10 protein-coding genes and 3 rRNA genes are annotated in these 16,262 nt (G+C 68.2%); 7 read left to right on the top strand and 6 right to left on the bottom strand.

Features of this window, described 5'->3' with window-relative positions; translation table 11 throughout:
• Positions 1–612: a hypothetical protein gene (locus tag BLW85_RS16615; protein WP_074992460.1), complete on the top strand. Its 612-nt coding sequence runs from the start codon at positions 1–3 to the stop codon at positions 610–612.
• A 32-nt stretch (positions 613–644) separates the two neighbouring features.
• Here BLW85_RS16615 and BLW85_RS16610 read toward each other — a convergent pair whose 3' ends face one another.
• Positions 645–1,571, bottom strand: a complete 927-nt coding sequence (locus BLW85_RS16610) for an RDD family protein (RefSeq protein ID WP_074992459.1) — start codon at positions 1,569–1,571, stop codon at positions 645–647.
• A gap of 145 nt (positions 1,572–1,716) precedes the next feature.
• Here BLW85_RS16610 and BLW85_RS16605 point away from each other — a divergent pair, with 145 nt between their 5' ends.
• The 4 genes from BLW85_RS16605 (at position 1,717) to rrf (ending at position 8,414) form a co-directional block, all read left to right on the top strand.
• Positions 1,717–2,724, top strand: a complete 1,008-nt coding sequence (locus tag BLW85_RS16605; RefSeq protein WP_074992458.1) for a stage II sporulation protein M — start codon at positions 1,717–1,719, stop codon at positions 2,722–2,724.
• A gap of 555 nt (positions 2,725–3,279) precedes the next feature.
• Positions 3,280–4,804 (top strand): 16S ribosomal RNA (locus BLW85_RS16595).
• Between the two features lie 305 nt (positions 4,805–5,109).
• Positions 5,110–8,225, top strand: a 23S ribosomal RNA gene (locus BLW85_RS16590).
• Between the two features lie 72 nt (positions 8,226–8,297).
• A 5S ribosomal RNA gene (rrf, locus tag BLW85_RS16585) occupies positions 8,298–8,414 on the top strand.
• The 16S, 23S and 5S rRNA genes sit together here, the layout of an rRNA operon.
• Before the next feature lie 98 nt (positions 8,415–8,512).
• Here the strand turns inward: rrf and BLW85_RS16580 are convergent.
• From BLW85_RS16580 to BLW85_RS16560, 5 genes are all read right to left on the bottom strand, one after another.
• Positions 8,513–9,823 (bottom strand): DUF58 domain-containing protein, encoded by a 1,311-nt coding sequence (locus BLW85_RS16580; protein ID WP_074992456.1) that lies wholly within the window; start codon positions 9,821–9,823, stop codon positions 8,513–8,515.
• Positions 9,823–10,812: an AAA family ATPase gene (locus tag BLW85_RS16575; protein WP_107409131.1), complete on the bottom strand. Its 990-nt coding sequence runs from the start codon at positions 10,810–10,812 to the stop codon at positions 9,823–9,825. Before BLW85_RS16575 ends, BLW85_RS16580 begins: the two co-directional genes overlap by 1 nt.
• Positions 10,812–12,005 (bottom strand): DUF4350 domain-containing protein, encoded by a 1,194-nt coding sequence (locus BLW85_RS16570; RefSeq protein WP_074992454.1) that lies wholly within the window; start codon positions 12,003–12,005, stop codon positions 10,812–10,814. The genes BLW85_RS16575 and BLW85_RS16570 overlap by 1 nt, the downstream gene beginning before the upstream one ends.
• Positions 12,002–12,655, bottom strand: coding sequence for a DUF4129 domain-containing protein (locus BLW85_RS16565; RefSeq protein ID WP_074996097.1), 654 nt, complete (start codon positions 12,653–12,655; stop codon positions 12,002–12,004). The genes BLW85_RS16570 and BLW85_RS16565 overlap by 4 nt, the downstream gene beginning before the upstream one ends.
• A gap of 124 nt (positions 12,656–12,779) precedes the next feature.
• Positions 12,780–14,156 carry a DUF7847 domain-containing protein gene (locus tag BLW85_RS16560; protein WP_074992453.1) on the bottom strand — a complete coding sequence of 459 codons (1,377 nt, stop codon included), beginning with the start codon at positions 14,154–14,156 and terminating at the stop codon, positions 12,780–12,782.
• A 140-nt stretch (positions 14,157–14,296) separates the two neighbouring features.
• Here BLW85_RS16560 and mtnA point away from each other — a divergent pair, with 140 nt between their 5' ends.
• Positions 14,297–15,427 carry an S-methyl-5-thioribose-1-phosphate isomerase gene (gene mtnA, locus BLW85_RS16555; RefSeq protein WP_074992452.1) on the top strand — a complete coding sequence of 377 codons (1,131 nt, stop codon included), beginning with the start codon at positions 14,297–14,299 and terminating at the stop codon, positions 15,425–15,427.
• Between the two features lie 144 nt (positions 15,428–15,571).
• Positions 15,572–16,261 carry a two-component system response regulator MtrA gene (mtrA, locus tag BLW85_RS16550; protein WP_187279108.1) on the top strand — a complete coding sequence of 230 codons (690 nt, stop codon included), beginning with the start codon at positions 15,572–15,574 and terminating at the stop codon, positions 16,259–16,261.
• Position 16,262: the final 1 nt, after the last annotated feature.

Here is a 16,262-nt window from a genome sequence, read left to right as displayed (position 1 = left end):
ATGCCCCGCGGCCGCTATTCGCTCCACGATCCGCACGACCACACCCCCCTCGGAGAAGAACACTTCCAGTGCGCCCCCGGCCCGTCCGGCTGGCGCTACGTCTCCCGGCTGACCACCCCCGCGGGGGACCACCGCGGCTCGGTCGACCTCGCACTGGACGACCTCGGCCGCCCCCTGCGCCTCGAACTCCACGCGGGCGGCTGGCAGGTGCGCGGCGCCGCCCTCGACGGCGTCACCTGGGTCCGCACGGACCCCACCGGCACCCATGCCACCGAAGGCAATGTGCGCGCCCACGCCTTCACCGGCGCGTCCCCCGCGTTCCTCGTCGCCACCGCTCGTCTGCTGCGCCTCACCCCTTCCTCCGCGACCCGCGTACGGCTCGTCGCCTTCACGGACCCGGTCCTCGCCCCCCGCACCGTGGACCAGTCCTGGGCACTGGTGGACAGCGAAGCACACGCCACTGACAACGGCCCCCTGACCGTGGACGAATACCAGGTCACAGCCCTGGACACCGGTGAACGGCACACCGTCCACATCGCCGGCGACGTGGTGCTGGCCGCGCCCGGGATCGAGCTGGAGGACCTCGAGTCCCCGCCGTCGGCGTTCGACTGAGCGGGGCGCCCGAGGGAAGGAGGGCGCCTGCCCTACGCGGGCGGCGCGAACCCGGTGGCCGGACGCTCCCGGTCTCCGGAACCGGCCGACGGCCCGGCGGATTCCTGCGGCCGCGCCGCCGGCGGCTGGTACACGGGCCGCGTGCCGGCCCCGGGACCCGGCCGCCCGCCCGCCCCGGTCGCGACCGGACCGCCCTCCGGCGCGGGACCGCCCGCGCCGAACGCCCGCCGGGAGTCGCGCGACTGCCGCTCGTGCACCACGGCGGCCAGGAACACGGCCGGAGGGAGATCGACGGGCGGCAAAGCCCCCGTGCGCGCCGCGAGGTCGCCCGCGAGCCGCTGCGCCATGCCCTGGGACACCCCGGGCTCCAGCTGGTGCATCCGCATCAGGTACTGCCGTACGGCGAGCCACAGCCCGTCCGGCACGGCCGACAGATCCAGCCCGGCGAACCGCCCCGCGAGCTGCGGCGGCGGAGGCACGACGAGACCGGTCCGCGCCACCGGTATCCGCTCCCGCACCACGAGGGTCCCCGCGAACACGTCCCCGAGCCGCCGTCCCCGCGCCGACACCAGCGACGCGATGCTGGCGATCGTCCCGAACGTCATCAGGATCTCGACCACACCGATCGCGCCCCGCACCAGCGCGTGCCGGAACCGGATCGGCCCGCCGTCGTCGCGCACCACCCGAAGCCCGAACGCCAGCTTCCCCAGCGAACGGCCGTGGCTCAGCGTCTCCACCGCGATCGGGCCGCCGACCGGCACCAGCAGGAACGTCGCGATCCCCAGCGCCATCTGCGCGGCGGTGTCCAGGGACGACGTGGTCATCACGAGCACCACGGTGACCGCGACATAGGCGATCATCGCCGCCACCACGTCGAGCAGCACGGCCAACGCCCTGCTCGGAAGCTTCGCGGGCAGCAGTTCGAGCGCCACCGCCTCGCCGGTCACCAGCTCACTCACGCTCGCCCGTCCCTTCCCCTGACCCACCCGTGGGCAGCAAGTCTGCCAAGCTGTGGGCGCATTGCACGCCAGTACGACAAGCTGACGGCAAACACGAGCACCCACGACGAGCAGTCGGTGACCAGCCGAGGAGCAGGCAGACCCGATGGACCTGGACGTCTTCGTCTCCGCACACCGAGCCGATTGGGACCGCCTCGACGCCCTGCTCCGCCGCCGGCGCCGCCTGGACGGCGCAGAGGTCGACGAGCTCGTCGCCCTCTACCAGCGCACCGCCACCCACCTCTCCCTCATCCAGGCCAGCGCGCCCGATCCGCAGCTGACCGGATGGCTCAGCCAACTCGTCGCCCGTGCGCGCAGCGCCGTCACCGGCGCCCGCCGCGCCTCCTGGCGCGATGTGACCCGCTTCCTGGGCCGCGGCTTCCCGGCCGCCGTCTACCGCGCACGCCACTGGTGGGTCCCCACGGCGCTGGTCTCCACGGCCGTGGCGATCCTGCTCGGGTGGTGGATCGGCGCCCACCCGGAGGTTCAGTCGTCCATCGCCGCCCCCGACCAGCTGCGCCGGCTGACCCGTCCCGGGGGCGAGTACGAGACCTACTACTCCAGCCACCCGGCGGCCTCCTTCGCCGCACAGGTGTGGACGAACAACGCCGAAGCGGCCGCGCTCTGCCTGGTCCTCGGCGTCTTCCTGGGCCTGCCGGTGCTTCTGGTCCTCTTCGAGAACATGCTCAATCTCGGTGTCGGCTTCGGCCTGATGTCCTCGGCCGGCCGTCTCGACACCTTCCTCGGCCTGGTGCTGCCGCACGGCCTGCTCGAACTGACCGCCGTCTTCGTCGCCGCCGGCACGGGCCTGCGCCTGGGCTGGACCCTCGTCGATCCCGGCCCCCGCACGCGGCGCGCCGCGCTCGCGGAGGAGGGCCGGGCCGCGGTGGGCATGGCCATCGGCCTTGCCCTGGTCCTGTTCGTCTCCGGCGCCATCGAAGGCTTCGTCACCCCGTCGGGGCTGCCGACCTGGGCCCGCATCGGCATCGGCGTCGTCGCCGAGCTGGCGTTCCTGACGTACGTCTTCGTGCTCGGCGGCCGCGCGGTCCGTGAGGGCGAGACGGGTGATCTCGACGCCGCGGACCGCAGTTCCTCCGTGCCCACGGCCGCCTGATGTGCGTTCGGCCCCTGTGAGCTGCTAGTCTCCTCTTCGCCCCGCAAGAGCTGTTGACACGGCAGGCGTGGGGAGGTAGATTCAAACAGTTGCCTAGAACTGGACAGGTTCGACGGCGACCGATAGACTCTACTGGCTTCCAAGAAGTCGCTACCGACATTCAAAAGAAGCATCCTCCCGATTACTCGGAAATGAGCGGCCGGTCAGACCGGCCAAGAACTTCTGATAAAGTCGGAACCGCCGGAAAGGGAAACGCGGAAGCGGGAACCTGGAAAGCACCGAGGAAATCGGGTCGAGAAAAGATCTGATAGAGTCGGAAACACCGAAGGGAAGCGCCCGGAGGAAAGCCCGAGAGGGTGAGTACAAAGGAAGCGACCGTTCCTTGAGAACTCAACAGCGTGCCAAAAGTCAACGCCAGATATGTTGATACCCCGTCCATCGGTCAGCGATGGTCGAGGTTCCTTTGAAAAAACACAGCGAGGACGCTGTGAACGATCGGACTATTCCTCCGGTCGTTCCGCTCCCGTGTGTGTCTCACCGGATTACCGGTAAACATTCACGGAGAGTTTGATCCTGGCTCAGGACGAACGCTGGCGGCGTGCTTAACACATGCAAGTCGAACGATGAAGCCCTTCGGGGTGGATTAGTGGCGAACGGGTGAGTAACACGTGGGCAATCTGCCCTGCACTCTGGGACAAGCCCTGGAAACGGGGTCTAATACCGGATATGACCATCTTGGGCATCCTTGATGGTGTAAAGCTCCGGCGGTGCAGGATGAGCCCGCGGCCTATCAGCTTGTTGGTGAGGTAATGGCTCACCAAGGCGACGACGGGTAGCCGGCCTGAGAGGGCGACCGGCCACACTGGGACTGAGACACGGCCCAGACTCCTACGGGAGGCAGCAGTGGGGAATATTGCACAATGGGCGAAAGCCTGATGCAGCGACGCCGCGTGAGGGATGACGGCCTTCGGGTTGTAAACCTCTTTCAGCAGGGAAGAAGCGAAAGTGACGGTACCTGCAGAAGAAGCGCCGGCTAACTACGTGCCAGCAGCCGCGGTAATACGTAGGGCGCAAGCGTTGTCCGGAATTATTGGGCGTAAAGAGCTCGTAGGCGGCTTGTCACGTCGGTTGTGAAAGCCCGGGGCTTAACCCCGGGTCTGCAGTCGATACGGGCAGGCTAGAGTTCGGTAGGGGAGATCGGAATTCCTGGTGTAGCGGTGAAATGCGCAGATATCAGGAGGAACACCGGTGGCGAAGGCGGATCTCTGGGCCGATACTGACGCTGAGGAGCGAAAGCGTGGGGAGCGAACAGGATTAGATACCCTGGTAGTCCACGCCGTAAACGGTGGGCACTAGGTGTGGGCAACATTCCACGTTGTCCGTGCCGCAGCTAACGCATTAAGTGCCCCGCCTGGGGAGTACGGCCGCAAGGCTAAAACTCAAAGGAATTGACGGGGGCCCGCACAAGCGGCGGAGCATGTGGCTTAATTCGACGCAACGCGAAGAACCTTACCAAGGCTTGACATACACCGGAAAGCATTAGAGATAGTGCCCCCCTTGTGGTCGGTGTACAGGTGGTGCATGGCTGTCGTCAGCTCGTGTCGTGAGATGTTGGGTTAAGTCCCGCAACGAGCGCAACCCTTGTCCCGTGTTGCCAGCAGGCCCTTGTGGTGCTGGGGACTCACGGGAGACCGCCGGGGTCAACTCGGAGGAAGGTGGGGACGACGTCAAGTCATCATGCCCCTTATGTCTTGGGCTGCACACGTGCTACAATGGCCGGTACAATGAGCTGCGATACCGTGAGGTGGAGCGAATCTCAAAAAGCCGGTCTCAGTTCGGATTGGGGTCTGCAACTCGACCCCATGAAGTCGGAGTCGCTAGTAATCGCAGATCAGCATTGCTGCGGTGAATACGTTCCCGGGCCTTGTACACACCGCCCGTCACGTCACGAAAGTCGGTAACACCCGAAGCCGGTGGCCCAACCCCTTGTGGGAGGGAGCTGTCGAAGGTGGGACTGGCGATTGGGACGAAGTCGTAACAAGGTAGCCGTACCGGAAGGTGCGGCTGGATCACCTCCTTTCTAAGGAGCACTTCTTACCGGGCTTGCCTGGTCAGAGGCCAGTACATCAGCGAATGTCTGATGCTGGTTGCTCATGGGTGGAACGTTGACTACTCGGCACGGTTCAGGATGGACCAGGCGCTAGTACTGCTCTTCGGGGCGTGGAACGCTGATCTGGTTGGCTGATCGTGTCGGGCACGCTGTTGGGTGTCTGAGGGAATGAACTTCTCCTCAGTCGCCGGCCCCAGTGCACTCGGACCTTTGGGTTCGGGGTGATGGGTGGCTGGTCGTTGTTTGAGAACTGCACAGTGGACGCGAGCATCTGTGGCCAAGTTTTTAAGGGCGCACGGTGGATGCCTTGGCACCAGGAACCGATGAAGGACGTGGGAGGCCGCGATAGTCCCCGGGGAGTCGTCAACCAGGCTTTGATCCGGGGGTTTCCGAATGGGGAAACCCGGCAGTCGTCATGGGCTGTCACCCGCTGCTGAACACATAGGCAGTGTGGAGGGAACGAGGGGAAGTGAAACATCTCAGTACCCTCAGGAAGAGAAAACAACCGTGATTCCGGGAGTAGTGGCGAGCGAAACCGGATGAGGCCAAACCGTATGCGTGTGAGACCCGGCAGGGGTTGCGTGTGCGGGGTTGTGGGATCTCTCTTCTACGGTCTGCCGGCCGTAGGGCGAGTCAGAAACCGTTGATGTAGACGAAGGACATGCGAAAGGTCCGGCGTAGAGGGTAAGACCCCCGTAGTCGAAATGTCAGCGGCTTGCTTGAGAGACACCCAAGTAGCACGGGGCCCGAGAAATCCCGTGTGAATCTGGCGGGACCACCCGCTAAGCCTAAATATTCCCTGGTGACCGATAGCGGATAGTACCGTGAGGGAATGGTGAAAAGTACCCCGGGAGGGGAGTGAAATAGTACCTGAAACCGTGTGCCTACAAGCCGTGGGAGCGTCGGGATCTTCGGATCCTCGTGACTGCGTGCCTTTTGAAGAATGAGCCTGCGAGTTTGCGGTGTGTTGCGAGGTTAACCCGTGTGGGGAAGCCGTAGCGAAAGCGAGTCCGAATAGGGCGTTTCAGTAGCACGCTCAAGACCCGAAGCGGAGTGATCTAGCCATGGGCAGGTTGAAGCGGAGGTAAGACTTCGTGGAGGACCGAACCCACCAGGGTTGAAAACCTGGGGGATGACCTGTGGTTAGGGGTGAAAGGCCAATCAAACTCCGTGATAGCTGGTTCTCCCCGAAATGCATTTAGGTGCAGCGTCGTGTGTTTCTTGCCGGAGGTAGAGCACTGGATAGGCGATGGGCCCTACCGGGTTACTGACCTTAGCCAAACTCCGAATGCCGGTAAGTGAGAGCGCGGCAGTGAGACTGTGGGGGATAAGCTCCATGGTCGAGAGGGAAACAGCCCAGAGCATCGACTAAGGCCCCTAAGCGTACGCTAAGTGGGAAAGGATGTGGAGTCGCACAGACAACCAGGAGGTTGGCTTAGAAGCAGCCACCCTTGAAAGAGTGCGTAATAGCTCACTGGTCTAGTGATTCCGCGCCGACAATGTAGCGGGGCTCAAGCGTACCGCCGAAGTCGTGTCATTGCAGCATATAGCCCTAACGGGTGTTGTGATGGGTAGGGGAGCGTCGTCTGCCGGGTGAAGCAGCACCGGAAGGTAGTTGTGGACGGTTGACGAGTGAGAATGCAGGCATGAGTAGCGATTCACACGTGAGAAACGTGTGCGCCGATTGACTAAGGGTTCCTGGGTCAAGCTGATCTGCCCAGGGTAAGTCGGGACCTAAGGCGAGGCCGACAGGCGTAGTCGATGGATAACCGGTTGATATTCCGGTACCCGCTGTGAAGCGTCAAACATCGAGCATCGTGATGCTAAGGCCGTGAAGCCGCCCTGGAGCCTTCGGGCAAAGGGGAGTGGTGGAGCCGCTGAACCAAGCGGTTAGTAGGTGAGTGATGGGGTGACGCAGGAAGGTAGTCCATCCCGGGCGGTGGTTGTCCCGGGGTAAGGGTGTAGCCCGAGTGGTAGGTAAATCCGCCGCTCATGCAGGGTGAGACCTGATGCCGAGCCGATTGTGGTGAAGTGGATGATCCTATGCTGTCGAGAAAAGCCTCTAGCGAGTTTCATGGCGGCCCGTACCCTAAACCGACTCAGGTGGTCAGGTAGAGAATACCGAGGCGTTCGGGTGAACTATGGTTAAGGAACTCGGCAAAATGCCCCCGTAACTTCGGGAGAAGGGGGGCCACACCTGGTGATGATCTTTACGGTCTGAGCTGGGGGTGGCCGCAGAGACCAGCGAGAAGCGACTGTTTACTAAAAACACAGGTCCGTGCGAAGCCGTAAGGCGATGTATACGGACTGACGCCTGCCCGGTGCTGGAACGTTAAGGGGACCGGTTAGCTTCACTTCGGTGGGGCGAAGCTGAGAACTTAAGCGCCAGTAAACGGCGGTGGTAACTATAACCATCCTAAGGTAGCGAAATTCCTTGTCGGGTAAGTTCCGACCTGCACGAATGGCGTAACGACTTCTCGACTGTCTCAACCATAGGCCCGGTGAAATTGCACTACGAGTAAAGATGCTCGTTTCGCGCAGCAGGACGGAAAGACCCCGGGACCTTTACTACAGTTTGATATTGGTGTTCGGTTCGGCTTGTGTAGGATAGCTGGGAGACTTTGAAGCGGCCACGCCAGTGGTTGTGGAGTCGTCGTTGAAATACCAGTCTGGTCGTGCTGGATGTCTAACCTGGGTCCGTGATCCGGATCAGGGACAGTGTCTGATGGGTAGTTTAACTGGGGCGGTTGCCTCCTAAAGGGTAACGGAGGCGCCCAAAGGTTCCCTCAGCCTGGTTGGCAATCAGGTGTTGAGTGTAAGTGCACAAGGGAGCTTGACTGTGAGACCGACGGGTCGAGCAGGGACGAAAGTCGGGACTAGTGATCCGGCGGTGGCTTGTGGAAGCGCCGTCGCTCAACGGATAAAAGGTACCCCGGGGATAACAGGCTGATCTTCCCCAAGAGTCCATATCGACGGGATGGTTTGGCACCTCGATGTCGGCTCGTCGCATCCTGGGGCTGGAGTCGGTCCCAAGGGTTGGGCTGTTCGCCCATTAAAGCGGTACGCGAGCTGGGTTTAGAACGTCGTGAGACAGTTCGGTCCCTATCCGCTGTGCGCGTAGGAGTCTTGAGAAGGGCTGTCCCTAGTACGAGAGGACCGGGACGGACGAACCTCTGGTGTGCCAGTTGTTCTGCCAAGGGCATGGCTGGTTGGCTACGTTCGGGAGGGATAACCGCTGAAAGCATCTAAGCGGGAAGCCTGCTTCGAGATGAGGACTCCCACCCACTTGATGGGGTAAGGCTCCCAGTAGACGACTGGGTTGATAGGCCGGATCTGGAAGCCAGGTAACTGGTGGAGGTGACCGGTACTAATAGGCCGAGGGCTTGTCCTCAGTTGCTCGCGTCCACTGTGTTGGTTCTGAAACCACGAACAACCATTGTGCTGGTTGTCAGTTTCATAGTGTTTCGGTGGTTATAGCGTGAGGGAAACGCCCGGTTACATTCCGAACCCGGAAGCTAAGCCTCACAGCGCCGATGGTACTGCAGGGGGGACCCTGTGGGAGAGTAGGACGCCGCCGAACAATTTTTGAGGGGAACCCCCGCACCGTTGGTGCGGGGGTTTTCCGCGTTTCAGGGGAGTTTTATCCGACGCCCCGAAGGGCGACGGACCCGGCAGCGCTCAGAGCCGGCCCGCCGCCTTCAGAGCCAGATAGGCGTCCGCCAAAGCGGGCGCCAGCTCTTCCGGTGTCGCATCGACGACCGTGACACCGTGCCGACGCAACGTGTCGGCGGTGCGTCGGCGTTCGTTCTGCGCCTGGGCCGCCGCAGCGGCCTCGTACACCGCTTCCGCACTGCCCCGTGCCTCGGCCATCCGCGCGATGTGCGGGTCGGCCACCGCGGCGACCAGGACCGTGTGCCGCTGTGTCAGCCGGGGCAGAACCGGCAGCAGGCCCTGCTCTACCGGCGCCGCGTCCAACGTCGTCAGCAGCACGACCAGGGAGCGCCGCGGTGCCGTACGCAGGGCCATGGAGGTCAGGCCCCGGCTGTCGGTCTCCACGATTTCCGGTTCGAGCATGGCCATCGCCGCCACGAGCGACGGCAGCAGCTCACCGGCGGACCTGCCCTGGACCAGGGCCCGTACCCGGCGGTCGTAGGCGAGGAGGTCCACGCGGTCGCCGGCCCGGGAGGCGAGGGCCGCGAGGAGAAGGGCCGCGTCCATGGCGGCGTCCAGGCGCGGGACGTCGCCCACGCGCCCGGCGGAGGTGCGGCCGGTGTCCAGCACCAGAAGGATGTGCCGGTCCCGCTCCGGACGCCAGGTGCGCACGGCGACCGCGGACTGCCGGGCGGTGGCCCGCCAGTCGATCGAGCGGGTGTCGTCACCGGGCACGTACTCCCGGAGGCTGTCGAACTCCGTCCCCTCACCACGCGTCAGGACGCTGGTGCGACCGTCGAGTTCACGCAATCGAGCGAGTTTCGACGGAAGATGCTTCCGGCTCGTGAACGGGGGCAGAACCCGTACAGACCAGGGCACCCGGTGGGCTCCCTGGCGGGAGAACAGCCCGAGGGGACCATAGGAGCGGATCGTCACGCGATCGGCCTCGCGGTCGCCGCGGCGGGTGGGGCGCAACCGGGTCGTCACCCGCCGGCGCTCGCCCGGAGGCACGGTCAGGCGGTGCCGGGACGACTCGACCTCCGTCCCGGGCAGCCAGCTGCTGGGCGGCCAGCCGTCCCGCAGCCGCGCCCGCAGGAGACGGCGCGACGGGTTGGTGACGGTGAGCGTGACATCGGCGCCTTCCCCGAGGCGCGCGGTGGTGTCGCCGGAGCGCGTGAGCACCAGGCGGCGTACCGGCGCGGCCAGCGCGAAGTCGCAGGCGCAGGCCAGCGCCAGCGGGCCGTTGACCGCGAGGATGCCCGTCCAGCCAGGGTCCAGGATGCCGACGGGGAGGGAACCGAGGGCCGCGAGGAGGGCGGCGCGTCCGGTGAGGGCCATCAGCGCGGGACCGGGACGTGGGCGAGGACGGCGTCGATGACGGAATCGGCCGTCACCCCCTCCATCTCCGCCTCCGGGCGGAGCTGGACGCGGTGGCGCAGGGTCGGCAGGGCGAGGGCCTTGACGTCGTCGGGGATGACGTAGTCCCGGCCCGTCAGCCAGGCCCAGGCCCGGGCGGTGGACAGGAGGGCGGTGGCCCCACGGGGGGACACACCCATGGAGAGCGAGGGGGATTCACGGGTGGCACGGCAGATATCCACGACATAGGCCGTGATCTCGGGAGAGACGGTCGTGCCGGCGACCGCGGCACGGGCCGCCTCGAGGTCGGCGGGGCCGGCGACCGGTCGTATGCCCGCCGCCCGCAGATCACGGGGGTTGAAGCCCGAGGCGTGGCGGGTGAGGACGTCGATCTCGTCCTGGCGGGACGGCAGCGGCACCGTCAGCTTGAGCAGGAACCGGTCCAGCTGGGCTTCCGGCAGCGGGTAGGTGCCCTCGTACTCGACCGGGTTCTGGGTCGCCGCGACCAGGAACGGCTCGGGGAGCGGGCGGGGCGTGCCGTCGACCGTGACCTGCCGTTCCTCCATGGCCTCCAGGAGGGAGGACTGGGTCTTGGGCGGGGTGCGGTTGATCTCGTCCGCGAGCAGGAGGTTGGTGAAGACCGGGCCGGGCTGGAAGGAGAACTCGGCGGTACGGGTGTCGTAGACGAGGGAGCCCGTGACGTCGCTCGGCATCAGGTCGGGGGTGAACTGGACCCGCTTGGTGTCGAGTTCCAGGGCGGACGCGAGGGCCCGGACGAGCAGGGTCTTGGCCACGCCGGGGACGCCTTCGAGCAGGACGTGCCCGCGGCACAGGAGGGCGACGACGAGACCGGTCACGGCGGGGTCCTGGCCGACCACGGCTTTGGCGATCTCGGCGCGCAGGGCTTCCAGGGCGGCGCGGGGATCGGCCGCGGCCTCGGTCCCCGCGGCGATGTCGGTGGTCGGGTCCATCATGAACGGCGTACCTCTCTTTCGAGGGCGTCGAGTCGGTCGGTCAGTGCGATCAGGGCCGTGTCGTCGCCGGGCGGCGGCCCGAACAGCAGGGAGCGCAGGTCCTGTCCTTCGCCGGTGAGGCGGGCGGACAGGGCGGGGAGCAGGGCCTCGGGCGTGTGCGCCTGGGCGGCGGGCAGCCCGACGAGAGGGGCGAGGCGGGTGCGGGTGGCGGAGCGGAGAGCGGCGGCCGCGCGGTCGCGGGCGTTGGCCTTGCGGTAGAGGCGGGCGCGGCCCTCGGTGGTCTCCGAGGCCCGGATGGCGACGGGGAGGCGTTCGGGCACGAGGGGCCCGAAGCGCCGTCCGCGCCAGAAGGCGGCGAGGACGGCCGCGATGAAGAGCTGGAGGGTCGCCCACAGCCAGCCCGACGGGAGCAGGTCGAGGAAGCTCTCGCCGTCGGCGTTGTCCGCGGCGGAGTCGTCGGAGAGCGAGGGGAGGTACCAGACCAGATGGGGGCGGGAGCCGAGGAGTTGCAGGGCGAGCGACGCGTTGCCCTGCTTGTCGAGGCGGTCGTTGTAGAGGATGTCGGGCGCGCCGAGGACGACGGTGTCGCCCCCGGACGCCGCGGGGAGCCGCAGGAGCGTGGCGAGCCGGTCGCTGGGGTAGCAGGCCTGGGCGCCGCTGCGGGTGGTGGTGTAGCGGATGCCTCCGGTGTCGGCGCTGCCCGCGCGGCGCGCCTCGGGCAGGTCGCAGTCGGGGGTCAGGGTGGTGCCGAGGCTGTCGGCGGGGTCGGCGACGACTCCGGGGGCGAGCCGTTCGACGGACCAGCCGCTCGCGGCGACCAGGACGGTGCGTCCGCCGGAGGCGGCGGTCGCCCGGTGCAGGGCGGTCTGCTGGCCGCGGGTGAGCAGGTCGGGGACGGCGACCAGGAGAGTGGTGTCGGGGCCTGCGGCGGCGCGGGCCGCGTCGAGGGTGCCGACCACGCGCGTGGTGACCCCGCGCTCGGCCAGCAGCTCGGCGACGGCGCGGCTGCCGGTCGGGTCGGCGGAGCGCGGGTCCAGTTCCCCGTGCCGCTCGGTGGAGCGCACGGCGGCCAGGACGACGGCCCCGGCGAGGAGCAGCACCACGGCGAGGGCGATCCCCCGGGTGCGGTTCCACAGGGCGCGGGCCGTGGGCGCGGTGGAGGTGGTCGGCGGCGCGGCTGCGGTGCTCACTCGGCGGCCCCCTGGCTGGTGCTACGGGCCGTGTCGGCCGTGCTGTCGGCGTGGGCGGGCCTGGTGCGTTCCAGATCGCGGTCGAGTTCGGCGAGGCGGCGGTACGACTGCTCGCTCGCACCGCGTCCGCCGTACGTCACGTCGTCGAACTCGCGGGCGGCGGCGCGCAGCCGGTCGAGGTGTGCGGGCAGGGCGCGGCCGGCCTCGGCGGCCGCCTCGTCGGCGGTCCGGCCCGGGCGGGCGTCGAGCACGGTGCGCTCCTCCAGGGCGCGGACGACGGCCCGCATGCGTTCCTGGACGGCCTGGCTCCAGTGGCCCTGGGCCGCGTGTGCCTCGCTCGCCGCGCGGTGCTCGGCGGCGCTGCGCGGGCCGTCGTCGAACAGGACCGCCGCGGAGCGGGGCGCGCGGCGGCCGGGGGAGCCGAGGCGCCACCACAGGGCGGCCAGGACGGCGACGACGAACAGCACGACGACCCACAGGCCGACCGAGCCGCCGGGAGCCATGGGCGCGGCCGAGCCGAACAGCCCGTCGAGCCAGTTCCACAGTGCCTTCAGGGCGCGTGAGACCAGGCCGGGGTCGTTCTCGTGGTACATGCGCTTGGCCAGCTCGCGCCGGGCCGCCTCCCGCGCGGGATCGCGCGGGTCGGTCACCGGCGGCCCGTTCCCCGCGGCCAGTACGGCGGTGTCCGGCGCGCGCAGCAGGCCGTGGACGGCCGTTGCCACGGCGCCGAGCCGGCCCGGCGGCGTGGCGATTCCCCCCGTGAAGATCACCCCGTCAGCTCCCCGGGACGGGGCCTGGGGCGCCGGTGGGGGCGCCCTGGACACCGGCGGCGCGGGCCAGTTCCAGGTCGAGGCCCTCGCGGCGGATGCGCTGGTCGACGTAGAGGAGCACGGTGACTCCGGCGGAGATCGGCAGCGTGATGGTGGTGCCGATCACCGCGCCGATCCCGCTGATCAGCAGGAAGGTCCAGCTGACGTGCGCCCCGTTCTCGCCGAGGAAGCCGGCCAGGCCGTCGCCGCCCGCGATCAGCGCGGCGACGGTGAACGGGATCGAGATGACGACCTTGGCGATGCCGACGATGAGTCCGGCGAGCAGCTGGATGCCGAGGATGCGCCACCAGGAGCCCTGCACCAGCTTGGTGGAGCGGCGCAGCGACTGCACGATGCCCTGGCGTTCCAGCATCAGCGCGGGCGCGGCCAGCGAGAAGCGCACCGTCAGCCAGATGACCACGACGAACGCGGCGAGCAGGCCGAAGACCAGGAGTGTGATGCCGACGTTCTCGTTGCCGGCGAGGAAGCCGATGATGCCGGGGACCGCGCCGCCCAGCATGACGCCGACGCCGATGAGTCCGAGCAGGAGCAGCTGGCCGAACAGCTTCCACACCTGCGGGCGGGCTTCCCGCCAGGCCTCACCCGGGCTGACCGGCCGGCCGAGGACGGCGCGACTGGTCACGCTCGTCAGCATCGCGGTGGCGATGAGCGTCCCGATCAGGGTGATCAGGGACAGGACGAAGGTGCCGAGGAGGGACTCGCCCATGACGCGGAAGGCGTCGGCGGCCGAGGTGCCCGGATCGTTCAGGGTGTCCTGGGTGGCGGTGTTGTTCAGGAAGTAGCGCTGCAGGAGGATCGTGGCGATCTCCGTGACGACGGCGAGCGTCAGGGATATGCCGAGGACCGTGCGCCAGTGGGTGCGCAGGGTGGAGACGGCGCCGTCGAGGATCTCACCGACGCCGAGCGGGCGCAGCGGGATGACTCCGGGCTTGGCCGCGGGCGGGGCCCAGCCACCGCCCCAGGCTCCGTAACCACCGGGGACGCCGTAGCCGCCGTACCCGCCGCCGTAACCGCCGGGTCCGCCGGGGGGCGCTCCGTAGCCGCCGGGCATGCCGGGCCCGGGGCCGCCCCAGCCGGGCCCGGGCGGCGGGGGCGGCGGCGTCTGGCCGGGGCCGGGGGCTCCGGTGGGCGCGGACCACTGGCCGGCCGCCGGCTGCTCCTTGGACCACTGCGCGCCTGGGCCCTGCGGCTGCGCGCCCGGCTGCGGCGCGGACGCGCCGGAACCGGTTCCGGGGTGGTCGGCCGGGTCGGACGCGCCGGGCTCCCGTCCCTCGGGCGTCGGCTCGGATCCGGGCGAGGCCCAGCCCGGAGTGTCAGTCATCGATGCTCCTTCTCGGTGCCCGTCCGCGGTCGCGGCGGCAGGTTGGCAGACATCGTGCCATGGGTCGGTCAAGGCGGGAGCGGGCGAGGGGAAGGCTGGATGCCTTCAGTTGTCCGCGGTGTCCGGGGCAGACTGACCGCATGGCTGATCATCAGGCACGAAGCGGCGGGGACGAACGGCCGTCCGGAATACCGGCGATCCGATGGGAGGAACCACCCGAAGGTCCCGTACTGGTCCTCCTCGACCAGACGAGGCTTCCCGTGGAAGAGGTCGAGTTGGTGTGCACGGACGCATCGGCGCTGGTGGAGGCGATCCGTTCGCTCGCCGTGCGCGGGGCGCCGCTGCTCGGGATCGCGGGGGCGTACGGCGTCGCGCTCGCCGCCGCGCGCGGCTTCGACGTGCCCGAGGCGGCACAGGCGCTGGAGGCCGCCCGGCCGACCGCGGTGAACCTGTCCGTCGGGGTGCGCCGGGCCCTGGCCGCGCACGAGGCCGAGCTGGCCAGGAGCGGTGAGCCGGCCGCGGCGGCGGAGGCGGCGTTGGCCGCGGCGCGGGCGCTGCACCGGCAGGACGCCGAGGCCAGTGCCCGGATGGCGGCTCACGGCCTGGCGTTGCTGGGCGAGCTGCTGCCCGGCGGCGGTCACCGGATCCTGACCCACTGCAACACCGGGGCGCTGGTCTCGGGCGGTGAGGGCACGGCCTTCGCGGTGGCGCTCGCGGCGCATCGTGAGGGGCGGCTGCGGCGGCTGTGGGTGGACGAGACGCGTCCGCTGCTCCAGGGGGCGCGTCTGACGGCGTACGAGGCGGCGCGCAACGGGATGGCGTACACGCTGCTCACCGACAACGCGGCGGGTTCCCTGTTCGCGGCGGGTGAGGTGGACGCGGTGCTGATCGGGGCGGACCGGATCGCGGCGGACGGCTCGGTGGCGAACAAGGTGGGCAGCTATCCGCTCGCCGTGCTCGCCCGCCACCACCAGGTGCCGTTCATCGTGGTGGCGCCGCTGACCACGATCGACATGGCCACCCCGGACGGGTCGGCCATCGAGGTCGAGCAGCGCGCCGGCTTCGAGGTGACCGAGGTGATGGCGCCGCAGGCGCAGGTGACCGGGGCCGGCGGCGGGGTCCCGGTGGCGCCGCTGGGCACGCAGGCGTACAACCCGGCGTTCGATGTGACACCGCCCGAGCTGGTGACGGCGATCGTGACGGAGGAGGGTGCCGTGTCGCCCGTGACCAGGGAGGCGCTCGCGGCGATGTGCGCCGCGGCAACCGGCTGAGCGGCGCGCGGCGCCGGGCCCGGTCCGGCGCCGCGGTCCCGCCCCGCGAGACGGCCGGGGGCAGACAGTGACGGCCCCGTACGACTATCGTCACCGGCCAGTGACCTCGCTCACCAGCGCCTCTGTCACTGTTACGAGAATGGGATGATGTCGTTTATGAAGGGACGAGTCCTTGTCGTCGACGACGACACCGCACTGGCCGAGATGCTCGGCATCGTGCTGCGTGGTGAAGGTTTTGAGCCGTCTTTCGTAGCCGACGGCGACAAGGCGCTGGCCGCGTTCCGTGAGAGCAAGCCCGATCTGGTGCTGCTCGACCTGATGCTGCCCGGACGGGACGGCATCGAGGTGTGCCGGCTGATCCGGGCGGAGTCCGGAGTGCCGATCGTGATGCTCACGGCCAAGAGCGACACCGTCGATGTCGTGGTGGGCCTGGAGTCCGGCGCGGACGACTACATCGTCAAGCCGTTCAAGCCGAAGGAACTGGTGGCGCGGATCCGGGCGCGGCTGCGGCGGTCCGAGGAGCCGGCGCCGGAGCAGCTGACCATCGGTGACCTGGTCATCGACGTGGCCGGGCACTCGGTGAAGCGGGACGGGCAGTCGATCGCGCTGACCCCGCTGGAGTTCGACCTGCTGGTCGCGCTCGCCCGCAAGCCCTGGCAGGTCTTCACGCGCGAGGTGCTGCTCGAACAGGTGTGGGGATACCGCCACGCCGCCGACACCCGCCTCGTCAACGTCCATGTGCAGCGGCTGCGTTCCAAGGTTGAGAAGGACCCGGAGCGGCCGGAGATCGTGGTGACCGTCCGTGGTGTCGGTTACAAGGCCGGGCCGAGCTGAC

It is taken from the genome of Streptomyces misionensis, assembly GCF_900104815.1.
In the GTDB taxonomy this organism is placed as follows: Bacteria; Actinomycetota; Actinomycetes; order Streptomycetales; family Streptomycetaceae; genus Streptomyces; species Streptomyces misionensis.
The sequence above is the reverse complement of the archived record's forward strand: the minus strand, read 5'-3'. Positions and strand labels throughout refer to the sequence as shown.